The organism is Cytobacillus firmus, assembly GCF_023715565.1.
Taxonomy (GTDB): Bacteria; Bacillota; Bacilli; order Bacillales; family Cytobacillaceae; genus Cytobacillus; species Cytobacillus firmus_C.
In genome coordinates this window covers 73,154-87,564 of record NZ_JAMBOJ010000007.1, presented here as the reverse complement: position 1 = coordinate 87,564, position 14,411 = coordinate 73,154, and the positions used below count along the sequence as shown (strand labels likewise).

The 14,411-nt window shown below is 39.8% G+C and carries 18 protein-coding genes and 1 riboswitch; of the genes, 8 read left to right on the top strand and 10 right to left on the bottom strand.

Annotated elements, in window-relative coordinates; genetic code table 11:
• Positions 1-39: 39 nt before the first annotated feature.
• A riboswitch (FMN riboswitch) is annotated at positions 40-203 on the bottom strand.
• Between the two features lie 132 nt (positions 204-335).
• Complete coding sequence (locus M3205_RS04355; RefSeq protein WP_251168814.1) at positions 336-1,157, top strand: EcsC family protein; 822 nt, start codon at positions 336-338, stop codon at positions 1,155-1,157.
• An 18-nt stretch (positions 1,158-1,175) separates the two neighbouring features.
• Here the strand turns inward: M3205_RS04355 and M3205_RS04350 are convergent, their stop codons facing one another.
• The 7 genes from M3205_RS04350 to M3205_RS04320 form a co-directional block, all read right to left on the bottom strand.
• Complete coding sequence (locus M3205_RS04350) at positions 1,176-1,751, bottom strand: TlpA disulfide reductase family protein (RefSeq protein WP_251168813.1); 576 nt, start codon at positions 1,749-1,751, stop codon at positions 1,176-1,178.
• Between the two features lie 89 nt (positions 1,752-1,840).
• Positions 1,841-2,626, bottom strand: a complete 786-nt coding sequence (locus M3205_RS04345; protein WP_251168812.1) for a hypothetical protein — start codon at positions 2,624-2,626, stop codon at positions 1,841-1,843.
• Positions 2,627-2,891: 265 nt separating this feature from the next.
• Positions 2,892-3,737 carry a patatin-like phospholipase family protein gene (locus M3205_RS04340; protein ID WP_251168811.1) on the bottom strand — a complete coding sequence of 282 codons (846 nt, stop codon included), beginning with the start codon at positions 3,735-3,737 and terminating at the stop codon, positions 2,892-2,894.
• 92 nt (positions 3,738-3,829) lie between these two features.
• Positions 3,830-4,606: an ABC transporter permease subunit gene (locus M3205_RS04335; protein WP_251168810.1), complete on the bottom strand. Its 777-nt coding sequence runs from the start codon at positions 4,604-4,606 to the stop codon at positions 3,830-3,832.
• The gene (locus tag M3205_RS04330; protein ID WP_251168809.1) at positions 4,603-5,508 is read right to left on the bottom strand and encodes an ABC transporter ATP-binding protein; all 906 of its coding nucleotides are present in this window, start codon (positions 5,506-5,508) and stop codon (positions 4,603-4,605) included. Before M3205_RS04330 ends, M3205_RS04335 begins: the two co-directional genes overlap by 4 nt.
• Positions 5,509-5,510: 2 nt before the next feature.
• On the bottom strand, positions 5,511-5,708 hold the full coding sequence (locus tag M3205_RS04325) for a PLD nuclease N-terminal domain-containing protein (protein ID WP_251168808.1): 198 nt from the start codon (positions 5,706-5,708) through the stop codon (positions 5,511-5,513).
• A 242-nt stretch (positions 5,709-5,950) separates the two neighbouring features.
• The gene (locus M3205_RS04320; RefSeq protein WP_251168807.1) at positions 5,951-6,286 is read right to left on the bottom strand and encodes a DUF4870 domain-containing protein; all 336 of its coding nucleotides are present in this window, start codon (positions 6,284-6,286) and stop codon (positions 5,951-5,953) included.
• 225 nt (positions 6,287-6,511) lie between these two features.
• Here M3205_RS04320 and M3205_RS04315 point away from each other — a divergent pair, with 225 nt between their 5' ends.
• The 4 genes from M3205_RS04315 to M3205_RS04300 all read left to right on the top strand — a co-directional run bounded on the left by M3205_RS04315 (position 6,512) and on the right by M3205_RS04300 (position 10,032).
• The gene (locus M3205_RS04315) at positions 6,512-7,291 is read left to right on the top strand and encodes an undecaprenyl-diphosphate phosphatase (protein WP_251168832.1); all 780 of its coding nucleotides are present in this window, start codon (positions 6,512-6,514) and stop codon (positions 7,289-7,291) included.
• Positions 7,292-7,314: 23 nt separating this feature from the next.
• The gene (gene uptA / locus M3205_RS04310; RefSeq protein WP_251168806.1) at positions 7,315-7,899 is read left to right on the top strand and encodes an undecaprenyl phosphate transporter UptA; all 585 of its coding nucleotides are present in this window, start codon (positions 7,315-7,317) and stop codon (positions 7,897-7,899) included.
• A gap of 137 nt (positions 7,900-8,036) precedes the next feature.
• Positions 8,037-9,158, top strand: coding sequence for an amidohydrolase (locus M3205_RS04305; RefSeq protein ID WP_251168805.1), 1,122 nt, complete (start codon positions 8,037-8,039; stop codon positions 9,156-9,158).
• A gap of 313 nt (positions 9,159-9,471) precedes the next feature.
• Positions 9,472-10,032 carry a GNAT family N-acetyltransferase gene (locus tag M3205_RS04300; protein WP_251168804.1) on the top strand — a complete coding sequence of 187 codons (561 nt, stop codon included), beginning with the start codon at positions 9,472-9,474 and terminating at the stop codon, positions 10,030-10,032.
• 43 nt (positions 10,033-10,075) lie between these two features.
• Here the strand turns inward: M3205_RS04300 and M3205_RS04295 are convergent, their stop codons facing one another.
• Positions 10,076-10,237, bottom strand: coding sequence for a hypothetical protein (locus M3205_RS04295; RefSeq protein ID WP_251168803.1), 162 nt, complete (start codon positions 10,235-10,237; stop codon positions 10,076-10,078).
• Between the two features lie 207 nt (positions 10,238-10,444).
• Between M3205_RS04295 and M3205_RS04290 the strand changes: the two genes are divergently transcribed.
• Positions 10,445-11,812, top strand: coding sequence for an MATE family efflux transporter (locus M3205_RS04290; protein ID WP_251168802.1), 1,368 nt, complete (start codon positions 10,445-10,447; stop codon positions 11,810-11,812).
• A 43-nt stretch (positions 11,813-11,855) separates the two neighbouring features.
• Here M3205_RS04290 and M3205_RS04285 read toward each other — a convergent pair whose 3' ends face one another.
• The gene (locus tag M3205_RS04285; RefSeq protein ID WP_251168801.1) at positions 11,856-12,629 is read right to left on the bottom strand and encodes an SDR family oxidoreductase; all 774 of its coding nucleotides are present in this window, start codon (positions 12,627-12,629) and stop codon (positions 11,856-11,858) included.
• Positions 12,630-12,850: 221 nt separating this feature from the next.
• Here M3205_RS04285 and M3205_RS04280 point away from each other — a divergent pair, with 221 nt between their 5' ends.
• Both M3205_RS04280 and M3205_RS04275 read left to right on the top strand, forming a co-directional pair.
• Positions 12,851-13,333 carry a spore coat protein gene (locus M3205_RS04280; RefSeq protein ID WP_095246094.1) on the top strand — a complete coding sequence of 161 codons (483 nt, stop codon included), beginning with the start codon at positions 12,851-12,853 and terminating at the stop codon, positions 13,331-13,333.
• A gap of 13 nt (positions 13,334-13,346) precedes the next feature.
• Complete coding sequence (locus M3205_RS04275) at positions 13,347-13,844, top strand: Hsp20/alpha crystallin family protein (RefSeq protein WP_251168800.1); 498 nt, start codon at positions 13,347-13,349, stop codon at positions 13,842-13,844.
• Here M3205_RS04275 and M3205_RS04270 read toward each other — a convergent pair.
• On the bottom strand, positions 13,841-14,338 hold the full coding sequence (locus tag M3205_RS04270) for a GNAT family N-acetyltransferase (RefSeq protein ID WP_251168799.1): 498 nt from the start codon (positions 14,336-14,338) through the stop codon (positions 13,841-13,843). The genes M3205_RS04275 and M3205_RS04270 overlap by 4 nt on opposite strands.
• Between the last annotated feature and the right edge of the window lie 73 nt (positions 14,339-14,411).

Below are 14,411 nucleotides of genomic sequence, written 5' to 3'. Positions count from 1 at the left end.
AAGCGTTAAAAAAAGGTTTTTTTGAACGCATTACTATACTCATTCCTTCTCCCATCCAGACTTTCACTGTCGGCTTTGGAGTTTCACCAAATCCACCGCTATTATTATGCACCTATCTCTCTTTAATAAAACCGGGTCACGGACTAAGAGGGCATACCCTCATCACCGCCGGTTGGGAATTTCACCCTGCCCCGAAGGAAATCCTATTCTATTAAAAGAATCTTACCATGAATAGTCGGAATATACAAAGAGAATTGGTTATGACAGATTTGAAACTTTTGCTTTTACCAAGCGTATAGTTAAAATATAGAAGAAGGACAGAAAGGGCGGTACTAATGATTGAGCCTAAAGAACAGCTGATAAATGAATTAAAGAAATGCGAAGAATGGGAAAAAGACCAAGGTGATTTGTGGTTTTGGGAGAAGCTCGGGAGGCTGCCTTTCAAACTTATTGATAGATTTACACCGGAGTTCATACAAAAAAAGGTTGGAGTTATTCTAGATGAGCTTGGCACGTACATTCAGTCAGGAGGAAGATATTTAAGTTCAGCAGATGCCTTAAAGAATTATTATCCTGGACAAAATATCCATACCCTGCAGGATGTAGAAGCCCTGACCATAGAAAAGATGGATGAAGCCGCGGAAAAGCTAACCTCAAATCGAAAAAGAACCGCTGCCTTGCAGGGTGCGGGTACTGGAGTCGGAGGGATTTTCACCCTGACCATCGATATCCCCCTTCTCCTCGGTATTCAATTAAAAACTCTGCAGGATATTGCGATTTGCTATGGATACGATCCCGAAGATAAAAATGAAAGAATGTTCATCGTCAAAATCCTTCAATTTGTTTCCAGTGATATTGTTGGAAAAGAAGCCATTCTGCAGCAGCTCACCAGGTTTGGCGCTATAGAAAATGAAACGAAGAGGGAAGTCGTTTCTGAGCTTCAAGGCTGGAGAGAGGTTGTTTTTTCGTACAGAGACCAAATAGGCTGGAAAAAACTTTTCCAAATGATCCCCATAGCCGGATTGCTTTTTGGTGCCTTTATAAATCGCTCAGCTGTGAATGATATTGCCGAAGCCGGCATAATGTTATACAGAAAAAGAGTAATCGTTAATCGGCTTCACAAGGATAGGATTGCAGATACAAAACCGGAGAGCTAGTATGGCTCTCCGGTTATTTTATGGAAGTTTTTTGATTTCCTTCTCCATATATTCTTCATTTAAGGCTCCCAAAACTTTTTCTCTTATAACTCCATCAGAGTCAATAAAATAGCTTGTGGGATAGGCCATAATATTATAATCCCCGCCAACAACGCCTTTGACATCCATGGGAATTGTAAAAGTCAGCCCCAGCTCTTTCACGAACTTCTCAGCATCTCCATTATTCTTTTCTGTGTTTGTGAGATTTACGGCAAGAATAACGAAGTTTTTATCTTTGTACTTTTTATACAGCTTTTCCATATGCGGCATTTCCGCTCGGCATGGAGGACACCAGCTTGCCCAGAAGTTCAGAAGCACCGCTTTGCCACTGTAGTCACTGAGCTTTACCGGATTTCCTTCCATATCTGTCAGTTGAAAGTCCGGAGCAAGGTTGCCTTTCTCCAAACCTATAGGCAAATCCTCAGGATCTTCAATTTTATCGTATTTTTTCATTTGTCCTGCTTGCTCAACTATGCCCTGTTCCTTAAGAATAGTCTTGTCAACAATGAACAGCAAAAGGACAATAACTACAGCTCCAAGTAAAAACTTTTTCATTCCAACACCTCTAAACTGATTTCCCTATACTTAAACTGAATTTATCATACTATACAGGGAATCCAGAATCTATAAATGTGCACATGGTTTTAATGATTGCGATAAAGAAACAAAGCCGCAATAATGGTATAAATACTGCGCTTTTCTTTTGCTTCCAGACTAATATCAAAAGAAAGGACAGGTGTGTTTGGATCCTTAAAGCGCTTCCCCCACTCAAATGGCATCCACCCTTTACGAAGACGGGCAATTCTATTCGATTGATCATCCAATACTTGCAGATCTGTGTGTAATAAAGTTTTAGGAACGGCATACTGCATGTCGCCATTCTGAAACAGCAGAGTGCTTCCATCCTTTTTAAATTCGATTATTTCCCTGGATTGGCTATCTGGAGACAAGACTTCGATTCCCTTGTTACGGATGATGATAGATGCCTCAAGATTTTCAGCATGGTCATAAATCCCCAGCCGTTTTGGGAAAAATCGGTCTATAAAATAAGGGAGAAACCAGCGAAGCTTACGCATTTTTATATCTCTGATTTCACCTATCATCATTCCTTCAGGATCAAAAATAACCATTCTGAGAGAAGGAGCCGGCAAAAAACCGATCAGCACACTTGACTGCTCTAGAAAAGATAGAGGGGCTTGTCCTTTATAGTAATAATTACTTACTGCCTCGGCTGCCCTTTGTTTATTCAGCAGATACATTTGATGACACAAAAAACTATAAATAACAAAAGGGATCAAAATAACAATGAAATTAACTCCTGGAAATTTGTTAAAGAATAACAATAGAAAGAAAGATGGAGGTATAAGTGCTGTAAGGCTTGCATTCAAAGAGATGTCAGCTGTTTTCAGGTAATAGTGCTGGATATTCATCAGAAAGTCTCCCCTGCATTATTTGATTCTCTCTATATTCTATTAATCAGGTCCAACAAAAATGAATTATGAGAGGAATTAATTATTGGGAGCTCTTAATGATTCATTTCAAAAATAAAGCTGACGGAAAGTTTCCGCCAGCCTGATTAACAACCGCAGGTATATTAGCTTTTTTTTCAACAAATCCTCTTATTCTTCCCAATCCTTATTGTCGAAGAGATAAGAGTTTCATCCTAATTAAAAAACCGCACCATGATAGATATGGTTAAAATTGATTGATTCTTTCAAATGAATTTCTGGCGTCATCATATCCCTGGAGATATAACTTTTCCAGTTTTTGAGGATTACGTTCCATCCGCCCCACTTGTAGTGGCTCCTGCGGCTGGACGACAAGAACTGTCCCCTTCTTTTCTTCCTGCTCTACATAGCGGAGAGTCTCGTTATAGGTCAGGTAACGTTCTGCCAGTGCTTTTTGCAGCCCGGTATAATGCGGATATTTCCTTTTTACCATAAAAGCAAATTTAGATGGTTTTTTGAAATAGCCCCGGTTTCTTGTCAGGACTACTATATTTTTTTTGAATCCATCCTGCTGTGCTTTTTTAATTGGAATGGGATCGCTTATTCCACCATCAAGGAGGATTCTTTTTTTAAAAGCAACCTCAGGTGCAATAAAAGGCAGGGAACTGGATGCTTTTAAGACCTTCAGCATATCTTTCCCATAGTCTGTTCTTTTGAAATAAACAGGCTTGCCTGTATGGCAATCTGTTGTTCCAATTACAAATTCAGACTGGTTTTTATTAAATTCTTCGTAATGATACGGGACAAGCTTATTCGGTATTTCATCAAAAATAAAATCCATTCCGAAAAACTGACGCGATTTAAAGAAATTGCGCCATGAGATATATCGGGGATCTGTTACATAATCCACGTTTACAATTCTGTTTCTGCCCTTTTGTTTGGACAAATAAGAAGCTGCATTGCAAGCCCCTGCAGAAACACCGATAACATAAGGAAAGCTGAAGTCCTGTTCAAGAAAATATTCGAGAACACCGGCGGTATACACTCCACGCATTCCTCCTCCTTCAAGCACCAAGCCCGTTTCACTGATCACCTTTCATCTTCCTTTCTATTTTCTAAAGCAATACTACCAAAATAGCACCATCCGATATACAAATATGCCCAAAGAAAGGAACTTGCATGAATTCAGGCAAGTTCCCTTCGTTTAAATATCGCAATGGATGCAAGTATGGAAAACATAATGGCAATCACAGAAACAATAATACTCGGCAATAATTCATCAGGGAAGTTACCACCGATGATAAACGTATTTGTATAAGCAGACAGAAGGGCCGGGCTCCACGCCAGCAGGTGAGAAAGCGAAGTGCTTAATAGAGTTGCTATGATTATAATGCCAATTGAGATAAATCCAACTGCCCCAGATGATTTTATAAAGGTATTTAACAGAATGACTATAGTAATTATAAGGGTAAGCCAGATGCCATAAACAAAGAAGGATTGAAGAAAATCAGCAAAAGGAATAAATTCAAATAATATGCCCACATAATACCAGGAAAGGAAGTAACCCAGAAAATATGAAAACCATATGAGCATCATCGAACTGGACCATTTAGCTGTTACAAACCCGGCGTAAGATACGGGTTTTACAAGGATTAGTTCTGTAACGCCGCTTTTCCTTTCACCAGCAATCGTTCCCATTGTAATTAAAACAATAATAAGCACACCAAGCGTATTGAACTGACTGAGACTTGCAGCAAGCGCTTCACCGGCTGAAGGAACAGGAAGCTCGATGACTGCCCCTTCTGGCAGCCCGCCAAGTGAATCAATAATTTGAGGCAAATAATATAAGACCAGAGGTTCTTTTACAGCTATCAAAACAAAAGTTAGCGGCACCCAGATCCATTTAAAGTTTCTGGCCATCTCGAGCATTTCTTTTTTAAATAACGTCACCAATTGTTTCATTTTTTCACCACCTTCATGAAAACATCCTCAAGGCTCGTTCTGCTGATTTCAAACTTAACCAGCGGCCATTTCCGTTGTGCAATTTCCGTTAAAAAAATCTTCCTGGCTTTCTCAATATCATTCACCAAAAAGCTTGCACTATCTCCATTCACTTCCATTGACGAAACTGGCGGAAGCAGAGATATCTCTTCAGCATATTCAGCAGTATTCGCTTTAAAAACCAGGTCAATCTTAGCCTGCTGATGCCTGGTTCTAAGCTCTGCCAATGTTCCGGATTCAATTAATTCGCCACCATGGAGGAATAATATTTCATCACATATTTCTTCTGCATCATTTAGAATATGGGTGGAAAACAGAATTGCCGTTTCTTTTTTCAGCCTGTTCAACAGCTCCAGCACTTCCCTGCGTCCAAATGGATCAAGCGCTGAAACCGGTTCATCAAGCATGACAAGCCTGGGGCGGTGAATGATCGCCTGTGCAATGCCAAGCCGCTGCTTCATGCCTCCTGAGTATTTTCCAATCCTGCGGTTCTTAGCTTCGGATATACCGGTAAGTTCAAGAAGATCCTTTGCTCTGTCTTTTGCTTCTGCCTTGGGAAGTCCTGCAAGCTGACCTGCGTATTCAAGAAATTCCCTGCCTGTCATCCATTCATAAAAAACAGGAAATTGAGGAAGATAGCCTATAAATCTTCGGAAATCCGCTTTTTCTCCCCCTTCATACACAATCGAACCGGAATCCGGCTTCACCAGGCCGGCAAGCATTTTGAGTGTAGTTGTTTTTCCTGCTCCATTTGCACCCAGCAGAGCAATACATTTCCCTTCATTTAATTGAAAATCCAGACCTTTTATGACCTCTTGTTCCTTAAACCGTTTTTTTAAGCCTGTTATGCTTACAACCGGCATATTCAGCTTCTCCTTCCGAAAATAAAATAAATGATTGGCCCGAGCAGATTTATAAATAAAATGACAAGAGCCCATATCCACTTCGGACCATTTGCTTTTTCTATTTTTATTAGGTCTATAATGGCAACGGCCATTAAAATAAGCTGAATGACGATAATTGGCGCAAGAATTGCCCAGTTAATGCTTTCTAATATTTCCATTTTGATGTCCTCCCTTATTGTACTGTCATTCATAAGACGTTTAAGTACAAAAATCGTTCAAAAGGATTTCAACTATTTTTCTAATGGAAAAGACACCCCATTATTGGAGTGTCTTTAAGTTCAAAAGCCGAGGTATATCCGTTTCTTTTTCATAAACAGCCATCATATTGAGGATTTCATTTGTTAGGTGATCAATGAGTGAGGATGGTGAAACGGCAACTAACCCTGGACTCTGTTCATCATTATAAAATCCTGAAAACTAAAGGTATCCGGTATTCCTTGCCTTCATATGCTTTGACAGCTGCTACTATTGTAAAGATAAAAGCAAGGATTCCCACGATCCAAATCGTAATGACCCCAATTAAAATGATCATTAGCACTACGCTGATGGCGCTGTAGATCGTATAAGAAATTAAAAAATTAAAATATTCCTTTCCATGGTAATCTACAAACTCCGAGTCGTTTTTTTTCAATAGCCAAATGATCAGCGGTCCGACAAAAGCTGTAAAAAAGCTGGTTACATAGATTGCTGCTGCTATAAGCCTTTCATCATTGGTAGGCATTTTATAATCATTCATTCTGTATCCTCCTAAGCTAACCTAAATATAAATGATGTTTCTTTTATATTATTTACGATATTCATTAAGAAAGGTTTCATGTATTTTTATATTTTTTTATATCCGCTCTGCAGCCTTAATTTCCTGTTCTCGATTGGGACAACTTGAATACACATGTTATTGACAGGCATTGCACATATACCTTTGCCTAATCTTATAGCTGCCTAGGAAGGTGATATACAGATGATGTCAAAGCTGGAGGCTTTCATCTTGGGAATCATTCAGGGGCTTACCGAGTTCCTGCCTATTTCCAGTACTGGACATTTATATTTGGGGAGACATCTATTTGGCCTTGATGAAGCAGGCCTTTTCCTTGATACAATGCTGCACATAGGAACTTTACTGGCCGTCCTGGTCGTATACAAAAATGAATTGCTTCAAATTATTAAGAAGCCCTTCGGCAAACTATCGATGCTTCTGATAATCGGAACGATTCCAGCCGTAATCGTGGGACTCCTGCTGAGTGACATGTTCGATTCAATTTCAAAATCCGGTGTTACAATCGGCTGGGAATTTCTGTTTACAGGGTTCATACTCTGGATTGCTGATGGTGTTAAAAAAGGAGCAAAAAAAATGGACAGCATCACGTACGGGGATGCCTTGTTTATCGGCTCCTTTCAGGCTGCTGCCATTTTTCCGGCAGTCTCAAGGTCCGGCTTAACCATTGCAGCAGGCCTCTTTAGGAAGCTTGACAGGGAAACTGCTGCCTATTTTTCATTTCTGTTATCCATTCCTGCCATCGCTGGCGGCATTGTCATGCAGTTTGGCGAATTAATGTCCGGTCACACAGAAGCCATAACCCTTGGCAGCATGTTAATGGCTACATTGTCATCAGCAATTTTCGGTTACGCAGCAGTTGTGTGGATGATTAATTTTCTAAAACGAAAATCCTTAAAGATATTTGCTGTATACGTTTGGATATTAGGGTTCATCATAATATTCCTTCAAATGACCGGGACTTTTTAATTTTCAAATGGGGAGGTATCCGAATGGAAGAGATAATTGCCGGCATTTTTGAATTACTCTCCCAGCTGGGTTATGCCGGCATTGCACTTGGGTTAATGGTTGAAGTGATCCCAAGCGAAATTGTCCTGAGCTATGGCGGCTTTTTAGTCAGCACCGGAAATATCCATTTTACAGGAGCCCTGCTTGCAGGGGTTGCAGGCGGAACACTTGCCCAGCTGTTTCTTTACTGGCTTGGCGCATATGGCGGAAGGCCTGTACTTGACAAATATGGAAGATATCTTTTGATTCAGAAAAAGCATTTGGATGCATCAGAGAAATGGTTCGAAAAGTATGGGACTGGGGTAATTTTTACGGCCAGATTTATACCTGTAATACGGCATGCCATCTCAATCCCAGCCGGAATTGCCAAGATGCCTTTGTCGGTCTTTACTGTGTACACACTAGCAGCTATGGTGCCTTGGACGGTTCTCTTTCTATTATTGGGGATGGAGCTTGGTGATCACTGGAGAGATATCAAAGAATATGCAAAACCATTTATCTTACCGATCATAGCTATAGCTTTGGTCTCCGGCGCTATTTACTTGTTTTATACGAAGAGGAAAAGTTAACATAGCAAATTTACCGAAAGTGTAGAATCCAATTTTACACTTTTTTTATTTAAGCAAGTGATCTTGAGAAATTTCTTCACACTTTCTATTCATTTTTGTAAAATAAAGCAAACACTTAGGATCAAAGGACGATATAGATGAAAATTTTATTGAAAAATGCAGTCATATATCCTGTGACTTCCCCCACCTTTCACGGGGACGTAATAGTAGAAAATGGCAAAATAAAGAAAATGGGCAAGAACTTAAAGTCTGATTCCAATGTGAAAATTATAGACTGTCATAGCCATCACCTGCTCCCGGGCTTTATTGATGTCCATACTCATCTTGGTCTTTATGATGAAGGCACCGGATGGGCAGGCAATGATGCCAACGAAACAATTGAACCCTTAAGCCCGCATATTAGAGCGATGGATGGCGTATACCCTCTTGACCCCGCCTTTTCCGATGCGGCGAAGTATGGTATAACAACTGCCCACATCATGCCGGGCAGCGCTAATGTAATTGGGGGTACAACCTCTGTTATTAAGACTTCCGGTAAAAATATCAGCAAGATGATTATTCAGGAGATAGCAGGGCTTAAGATTGCCCTTGGAGAAAATCCAAAACGGATTCACAGTCATGGCAACAAGGATTCGATTACAAGAATGGGAATAATGGGAATGCTGAGGGAAGCCTTTTATGAAGCTTTACAGTGCGATAATCCTGACTCTTTAAGATTTGCACCGCTTGTCAAGGCTCTTAAAAGAGAAATTCCCGTCAGAATCCATGCACACAGGGCGGATGATATCATTTCTGCCATTCGCTTTGCAGAAGAATTCAATCTGGATCTTCGAATCGAACATTGCACAGAAGGCCATTTAATTGCAGACGAATTGGAAGGACTGAATTTAAAGGTATCAGTTGGGCCCACTTTAACAAGGCGGTCCAAAATAGAGCTGAAAAACAAAACCTGGAATACCTATCAGCGGCTTACAGAGCATGGAGTTGAAGTCTCCATCACTACAGATCATCCATACACACCTGTACAATATTTGAATATGTGTGCAGCTATTGCAGTCCGAGAAGGCCTTTCCGAGCAAAAAGCCTTAGAAGGAATCACCATTTTGCCGGCCAAAAACCTCAGAATCGATCAACAGCTGGGAAGCATTGAGGAAGGAAAAGATGCTGATTTAGTTCTCTGGAATCATCATCCATTTCACTTTCTTTCCAAGCCAAAATGGACAATGATAGGCGGAAATTTTGTGTATATGGAGTCGTAGAACGGTGCCGAATATTGCTGGAGTTATTTGACATAAAATCGCAAAAAAATAATCAAAAAACCTATTTCCTTTTTTAATTTTTTTTAGTATTATACCTAAAGTAAAGTGAAAATTTTGCTTCTTACATGACAGACAATCAAATATCGGAAACGATAGTAATAGGGAAGGCAAATGGTGCGCCACCAGTTATCTGGTTCTAGTGGGTTCGATTCCCACCCCGAAATTTTTTAGCAGCATAATAAAAAATTTCGAGGGTGGACCGAAGGCTCTATTTGGCATGGAGTAGGACTGCCCTCAATTGGAGGGATAACCTATGCTCAAGAAACGTGATCTTCATGACTGCCATGCTTTGTTTGAATTAATGACGCACCCTGATGTCTTCCCTTTTGTTCGCCAAAAAGCCAATTGTTATGATGAGTTTATATTTATTACAAAGCAGACAATCGAATCAGAAGAGCGCGGTGAATTGATTTCACGTACAATTCTTGATGAATGGGGCGCTCCGATTGGGACGATTAATTTGTATGACATCCAGGAAAATGCCGGCTTTCTCGGCACATGGCTTGGCAAACCTTATCACGGCAAAGGGTATAACAAATTAGCAAAAGATGCTTTCTTTGAAGAGCTCTTTTTTGAAACAGGCATTGAAACTATTTTTATGAAGATCCGCAAGGAAAATATCCGCTCGCAAAAAGCTGCTGAAAAAATTCCATATGTCATTCTTGCAAATGAAACGAGAAAGTCTGTGTATGATCAGCTGAATGCTATTGGAGATATTTATAATTTATATGAGATCCCAAAAGATTTATATACTCTTCATGTTATGCGTCATGGAGCAGCAGTCCAAGAATCGTCCCAATTATTGGAGGCTTAAAAAACGCAAAGCACTTGCCTGCAGGCAAGTGCTTTTTTAAATTTCAGTTGATAATATCCGATTCCGATTCATCTGTTTTTTCTCTCATTCCATGCTCGGACAGCAATTCATCCAGCTCTTCATTGGTAAGTGTTTCAAAACGTCCGTCCAAGAATGAAACTTGAGTCTGATTTGGATTAATCCTATTTGTATTGAAGCTCATCATTCTGCCTCCTTCAATCCGTATTTTGGAAATGGCTGTTTTTACTATTTATACTCGCCGATTGAAGGATTTTTATTCCCATTTTGCAAAGGTTCACATAATTGAAACATTTATTAGGGAGTCACTAACTGAAGAAAATACCTGCTTGAGGCCGGCTTCTCTTTAGTATGATATAATTCTCTAGTCAAATTATAGAAAGAGGATAAATTCATGAATCAGACATACAGCAAAAAACAAAAACTGCATCAGCTGCTGGTTATTTTAGTTCCAATACTAGTAACCCAGCTGGCGATGTACTCTATGACATTTATTGATACTTTAATGACCGGCCGCTATAATTCTGAGGACCTTGCAGGTGTAGCGATTGGATCCTCGCTTTGGGTACCTGTGTTCACTGGTCTAAGCGGCATTCTCCTTGCAGTTACACCGATCGTGTCCCACCTCGTCGGTGCAAATAAACAGAGTGAGGAAGTTTCCTTTTCTGTTCTTCAGGGTGTTTATCTATCCATCATTATGGCCGTCATTGTTTTTGCCGGAGGAGCACTTTCCTTAAATCCAATCTTAAGCGGAATGAACCTGGAAAACAGGGTTCATGATACAGCTTTCAACTACCTTGCAGCCTTAAGCACAGGATTGATTCCCCTGTTTGTCTACAATGTATTAAGATCGTTTATTGATGCTCTTGGGAAGACCAGAGTCAGTATGATCATCACCGTTCTTACACTGCCAATTAATGCTTTTTTTAACTATATACTCATTTATGGCAAATTGGGATTTCCGGAACTCGGAGGTGCAGGTGCAGGCTATGCTTCCTCTATTACTTACTGGCTGATCATGGTTATTTCGATTATTATTATTCATAAAAATTCCCCGTTCTCGAAATATGGAATTTTCACAAGAATGCATGCTGCTTCTTTCGGCAAATGGAAGGAAATCCTTCTTATCGGTATCCCGATCGGCTTATCAATTTTTTTCGAAACCAGTATCTTTTCAGCCGTTACTTTATTAATGAGCACATTTGAAACTGCCGTTATCGCAGCTCATCAGATTGCCCTCAATTTCGCATCACTTCTTTATATGATCCCGCTAAGCATTTCAATGGCATTAACAATTGTTGTGGGCTTTGAAGCGGGTGCTAAGAGATTCAGGGATGCTAAAGAGTACAGCTGGATCGGTGTTGGGATTGCTGTATTTATGGCCTTAATATGTGCAGCTGTTCTTTTGGCTTTCCCAAAAGAGGTGGCATCGATTTATACAAAAGACGACCATGTACTGCAATTAACAGCCGCTTTTTTAATTTATGCCATGTTCTTTCAACTTTCAGATGCCATTCAGGCACCCGTCCAAGGAGCGCTGCGGGGATATAAGGACGTTAATGTCACCTTCATTATGTCGCTTATTTCTTATTGGATCATCGGACTGCCGTTTGGCTATTACCTGGCCAATCATACGGATTGGGGAGCCTATGGTTATTGGATTGGTTTAATTACAGGGCTTGCAGCTGGGGCCATTACTTTAACAAGCCGGCTGATCTATCTGCAAAACAGAAAATACCATGCATTTACGGAAGCGAAGTAAATATATAAAAGGCAGAAGAACACGGTTCTTCTGCCTTTCACTTTCATTCCTGATAAATTTTACCGAGGACGTCTTTTCCTCCAGTAACAGGGATTATGCTGCCAGTGATAAAGTCAGATTTTTCATCGGTCAGAAAACTGATTACACGAGCAATATCCTCACCCGTTCCCGGCCTTCCGACTGGTGATGCTTGATCATGAACCTTCGCAGCCTCTTCAATATTTCTTTCCTTCCATTCACCGATAATATCTCCCGGACAAACCATATTTGCGGTAATTCCGTTACCGGCCTCTTCAAGTGCAATGGATTTCGTTAAAGACGCAGCCCCCGTTTTTGCAGCTGCAAATGCAGAACGGTATATCCACCCAGATGCTGATTCGACACGATCAAAGCCTATCGTGATAATTCTTCCCCATCTATTTTCCCTCATTTTCGGTATAAACAATTTGGATAAATAAAAGATTGCATTTAAGTTTCCATTAATAAGGTAATTCCATTGTTCAAAAGAATAATCCAGCATCTCTTTTCTTTCGTGCACATAAGGACCGGCATTATGAATGACTATATCGATGACTTGAAATTCATCAAGCGCTTTTTTAGACATTTTAATACAGTCTGCCAATAAAGAAATATCTCCCTGCAAAGCAATGTTTTTAGTGCCAAATTTTTCGGTCAGTTCCCTGCATAATGAGACAGCTTCCTCTTGACTGCTACGGTAATTGATCACCAGATCGATGCCTTTAGCGGCAAGCATATTCGCCGTTCTTTTTCCGATCCCTGTTGCCCCTCCCGTGATTAAAGCTGCTTTATTTCTCACAAAATTACCCCTCAGTATTTAATTATTTTATATATATCGATACCAATATAGTAGTAATTACAGTGTATTAATGCAAATAATAAGAAGCTTTCGCCTATGGTGAAGCGGGTACAAGCAAGAGAATCCATTATTAACAGTTAGGCGTTTATCTGCATAGAATATATGGCTTAGTATTGAATCATTAGCCGTTGCGGCAGTTTAGCAAGGAAAGGATGAGAAGGATGTTCCCGTGGAATCTTTTTCCGTTTAATAAAGATATGAAGAATCCTCCCAGCCAAATGAAACCAGAGGAAATTGATAAATATATTAAAAATATTATGGGGCAAATGTTTCCACAGAATATGCAGGGAATGACTGGAGCACCGGATTTTATGAAAGGCTTTAATGCTGCAGCCCCCGGAACTAATCAACAATCAAATTCTGCACCACTTAATTCATCCGTCTTCGAAACCCATGATTATGTTTTTGTAAGATTTCCAATAAAAAACGAGGAATGGTTAAAAGAAATGAAGCTTTATCATACCTCCAACCAAATGATTATCGAGCATATTCCCGATAAAGACGATAAACATATTATTACCCTCCCTGCCATTGTCAGGAAAAAAGGATCATCCGCCAGTTGCAAAGAGGGCTATATGGAGATAAAAATACCTAAAAATGTCGATATGCAATATTCAGAGATAGATGTAACAGAAATATTATAAAGGAGGCCTCCTTATGGAACTGGAAAAGTGGAAAGATTTAATGAAAAAAACCGCGCAATATCAAGATCAGGATTTCTGGGAAACGCTAATTTCAACAGGAGATTTCAATCAGAATAAGAAACTTTCCTTTTCAGGTCTGGAGCAGGAAAAAATAAATCATTTTCTATCAAATCAGGATATTTTTCCGCGCTGTGACATGTATGAGAAAAATGGCAACATCAAAATTGAAGCAGAGCTCCCCGGTATAAGCAAAAGCGATATTAAAGTATCTCTTGTGCAAAATGAACTAATTATAAAAGGAAAATGTTCAGCATTTCAGCAGCACTTGCGCTACTTTCTGAAAGAAAGACATAGTAGAACTTTCGAAAAAGTTCTCACCCTCCCTATGCCTGTTGATAAATATTCGATAGAATCATCATTTGAAAACGGGATACTTTCCATTTCTCTTCCCGTCCTATTCGAAGAGAAAGAAATAATACCCATTATAGTAAAGAATGAAGAGCAGCTTTAATCAAGCAGCTTATCATAGCAGTAAAAAGGATTTTCCCGATCCATGAAGATTGTACCTGCTTTAACATATCCATTTTTCTCAAATAAACTTTGAGCCTTTTTGTTCAGCGAGTATGTATCTGTTCTCATATAGTATATCCCGTTATTCATTGCATGATCTTCAGCAAATGTAATTAACCTGCTCGCAATCCCCTCCCCTCTTATATCAGGATCCACGGCCAGACGGTGAAATACAAAGCAGGGCTCATCTTTTCTCCATGAACCATTTTTATATTCCTCCGCCTGGATTTGATCAACAGTAATGGAACCTGCAACATTTCCTTCAAAGATGGCAGTGTACAAACTGCCGGCTTGGATATCAGCTGAAAAGTCTTCCTTTCGGGGATATGTTCTGTTCCATTGATCATTCCCCTCAGATTCCATAATACTGACCGTCTTCTGGACAATTTCCATTATTTCCTTCAAATCGTCTTTAGTTCCTTTTCTAATTTCCATTTAAATCACCTGTTGTCATTCAATTTTAACAGCTATTATTAATGTTCCAATGAATGATTGAATACATACATGG

Coding starts and splice junctions, on each gene's coding strand:
- M3205_RS04355 (WP_251168814.1), top strand. CDS start 336: ATGATTGAGCCTAAAGAACAGCTGATAAATGAATTAAAGAAATGCGAA.
- M3205_RS04350 (WP_251168813.1), bottom strand. CDS start 1,751: ATGAAAAAGTTTTTACTTGGAGCTGTAGTTATTGTCCTTTTGCTGTTC.
- M3205_RS04345 (WP_251168812.1), bottom strand. CDS start 2,626: ATGAATATCCAGCACTATTACCTGAAAACAGCTGACATCTCTTTGAAT.
- M3205_RS04335 (WP_251168810.1), bottom strand. CDS start 4,606: ATGAAACAATTGGTGACGTTATTTAAAAAAGAAATGCTCGAGATGGCC.
- M3205_RS04330 (WP_251168809.1), bottom strand. CDS start 5,508: ATGCCGGTTGTAAGCATAACAGGCTTAAAAAAACGGTTTAAGGAACAA.
- M3205_RS04325 (WP_251168808.1), bottom strand. CDS start 5,708: ATGGAAATATTAGAAAGCATTAACTGGGCAATTCTTGCGCCAATTATC.
- M3205_RS04320 (WP_251168807.1), bottom strand. CDS start 6,286: ATGAATGATTATAAAATGCCTACCAATGATGAAAGGCTTATAGCAGCA.
- M3205_RS04315 (WP_251168832.1), top strand. CDS start 6,512: ATGTCAAAGCTGGAGGCTTTCATCTTGGGAATCATTCAGGGGCTTACC.
- uptA (WP_251168806.1), top strand. CDS start 7,315: ATGGAAGAGATAATTGCCGGCATTTTTGAATTACTCTCCCAGCTGGGT.
- M3205_RS04305 (WP_251168805.1), top strand. CDS start 8,037: ATGAAAATTTTATTGAAAAATGCAGTCATATATCCTGTGACTTCCCCC.
- M3205_RS04300 (WP_251168804.1), top strand. CDS start 9,472: ATGCTCAAGAAACGTGATCTTCATGACTGCCATGCTTTGTTTGAATTA.
- M3205_RS04295 (WP_251168803.1), bottom strand. CDS start 10,237: ATGATGAGCTTCAATACAAATAGGATTAATCCAAATCAGACTCAAGTT.
- M3205_RS04290 (WP_251168802.1), top strand. CDS start 10,445: ATGAATCAGACATACAGCAAAAAACAAAAACTGCATCAGCTGCTGGTT.
- M3205_RS04280 (WP_095246094.1), top strand. CDS start 12,851: ATGTTCCCGTGGAATCTTTTTCCGTTTAATAAAGATATGAAGAATCCT.
- M3205_RS04275 (WP_251168800.1), top strand. CDS start 13,347: ATGGAACTGGAAAAGTGGAAAGATTTAATGAAAAAAACCGCGCAATAT.
- M3205_RS04270 (WP_251168799.1), bottom strand. CDS start 14,338: ATGGAAATTAGAAAAGGAACTAAAGACGATTTGAAGGAAATAATGGAA.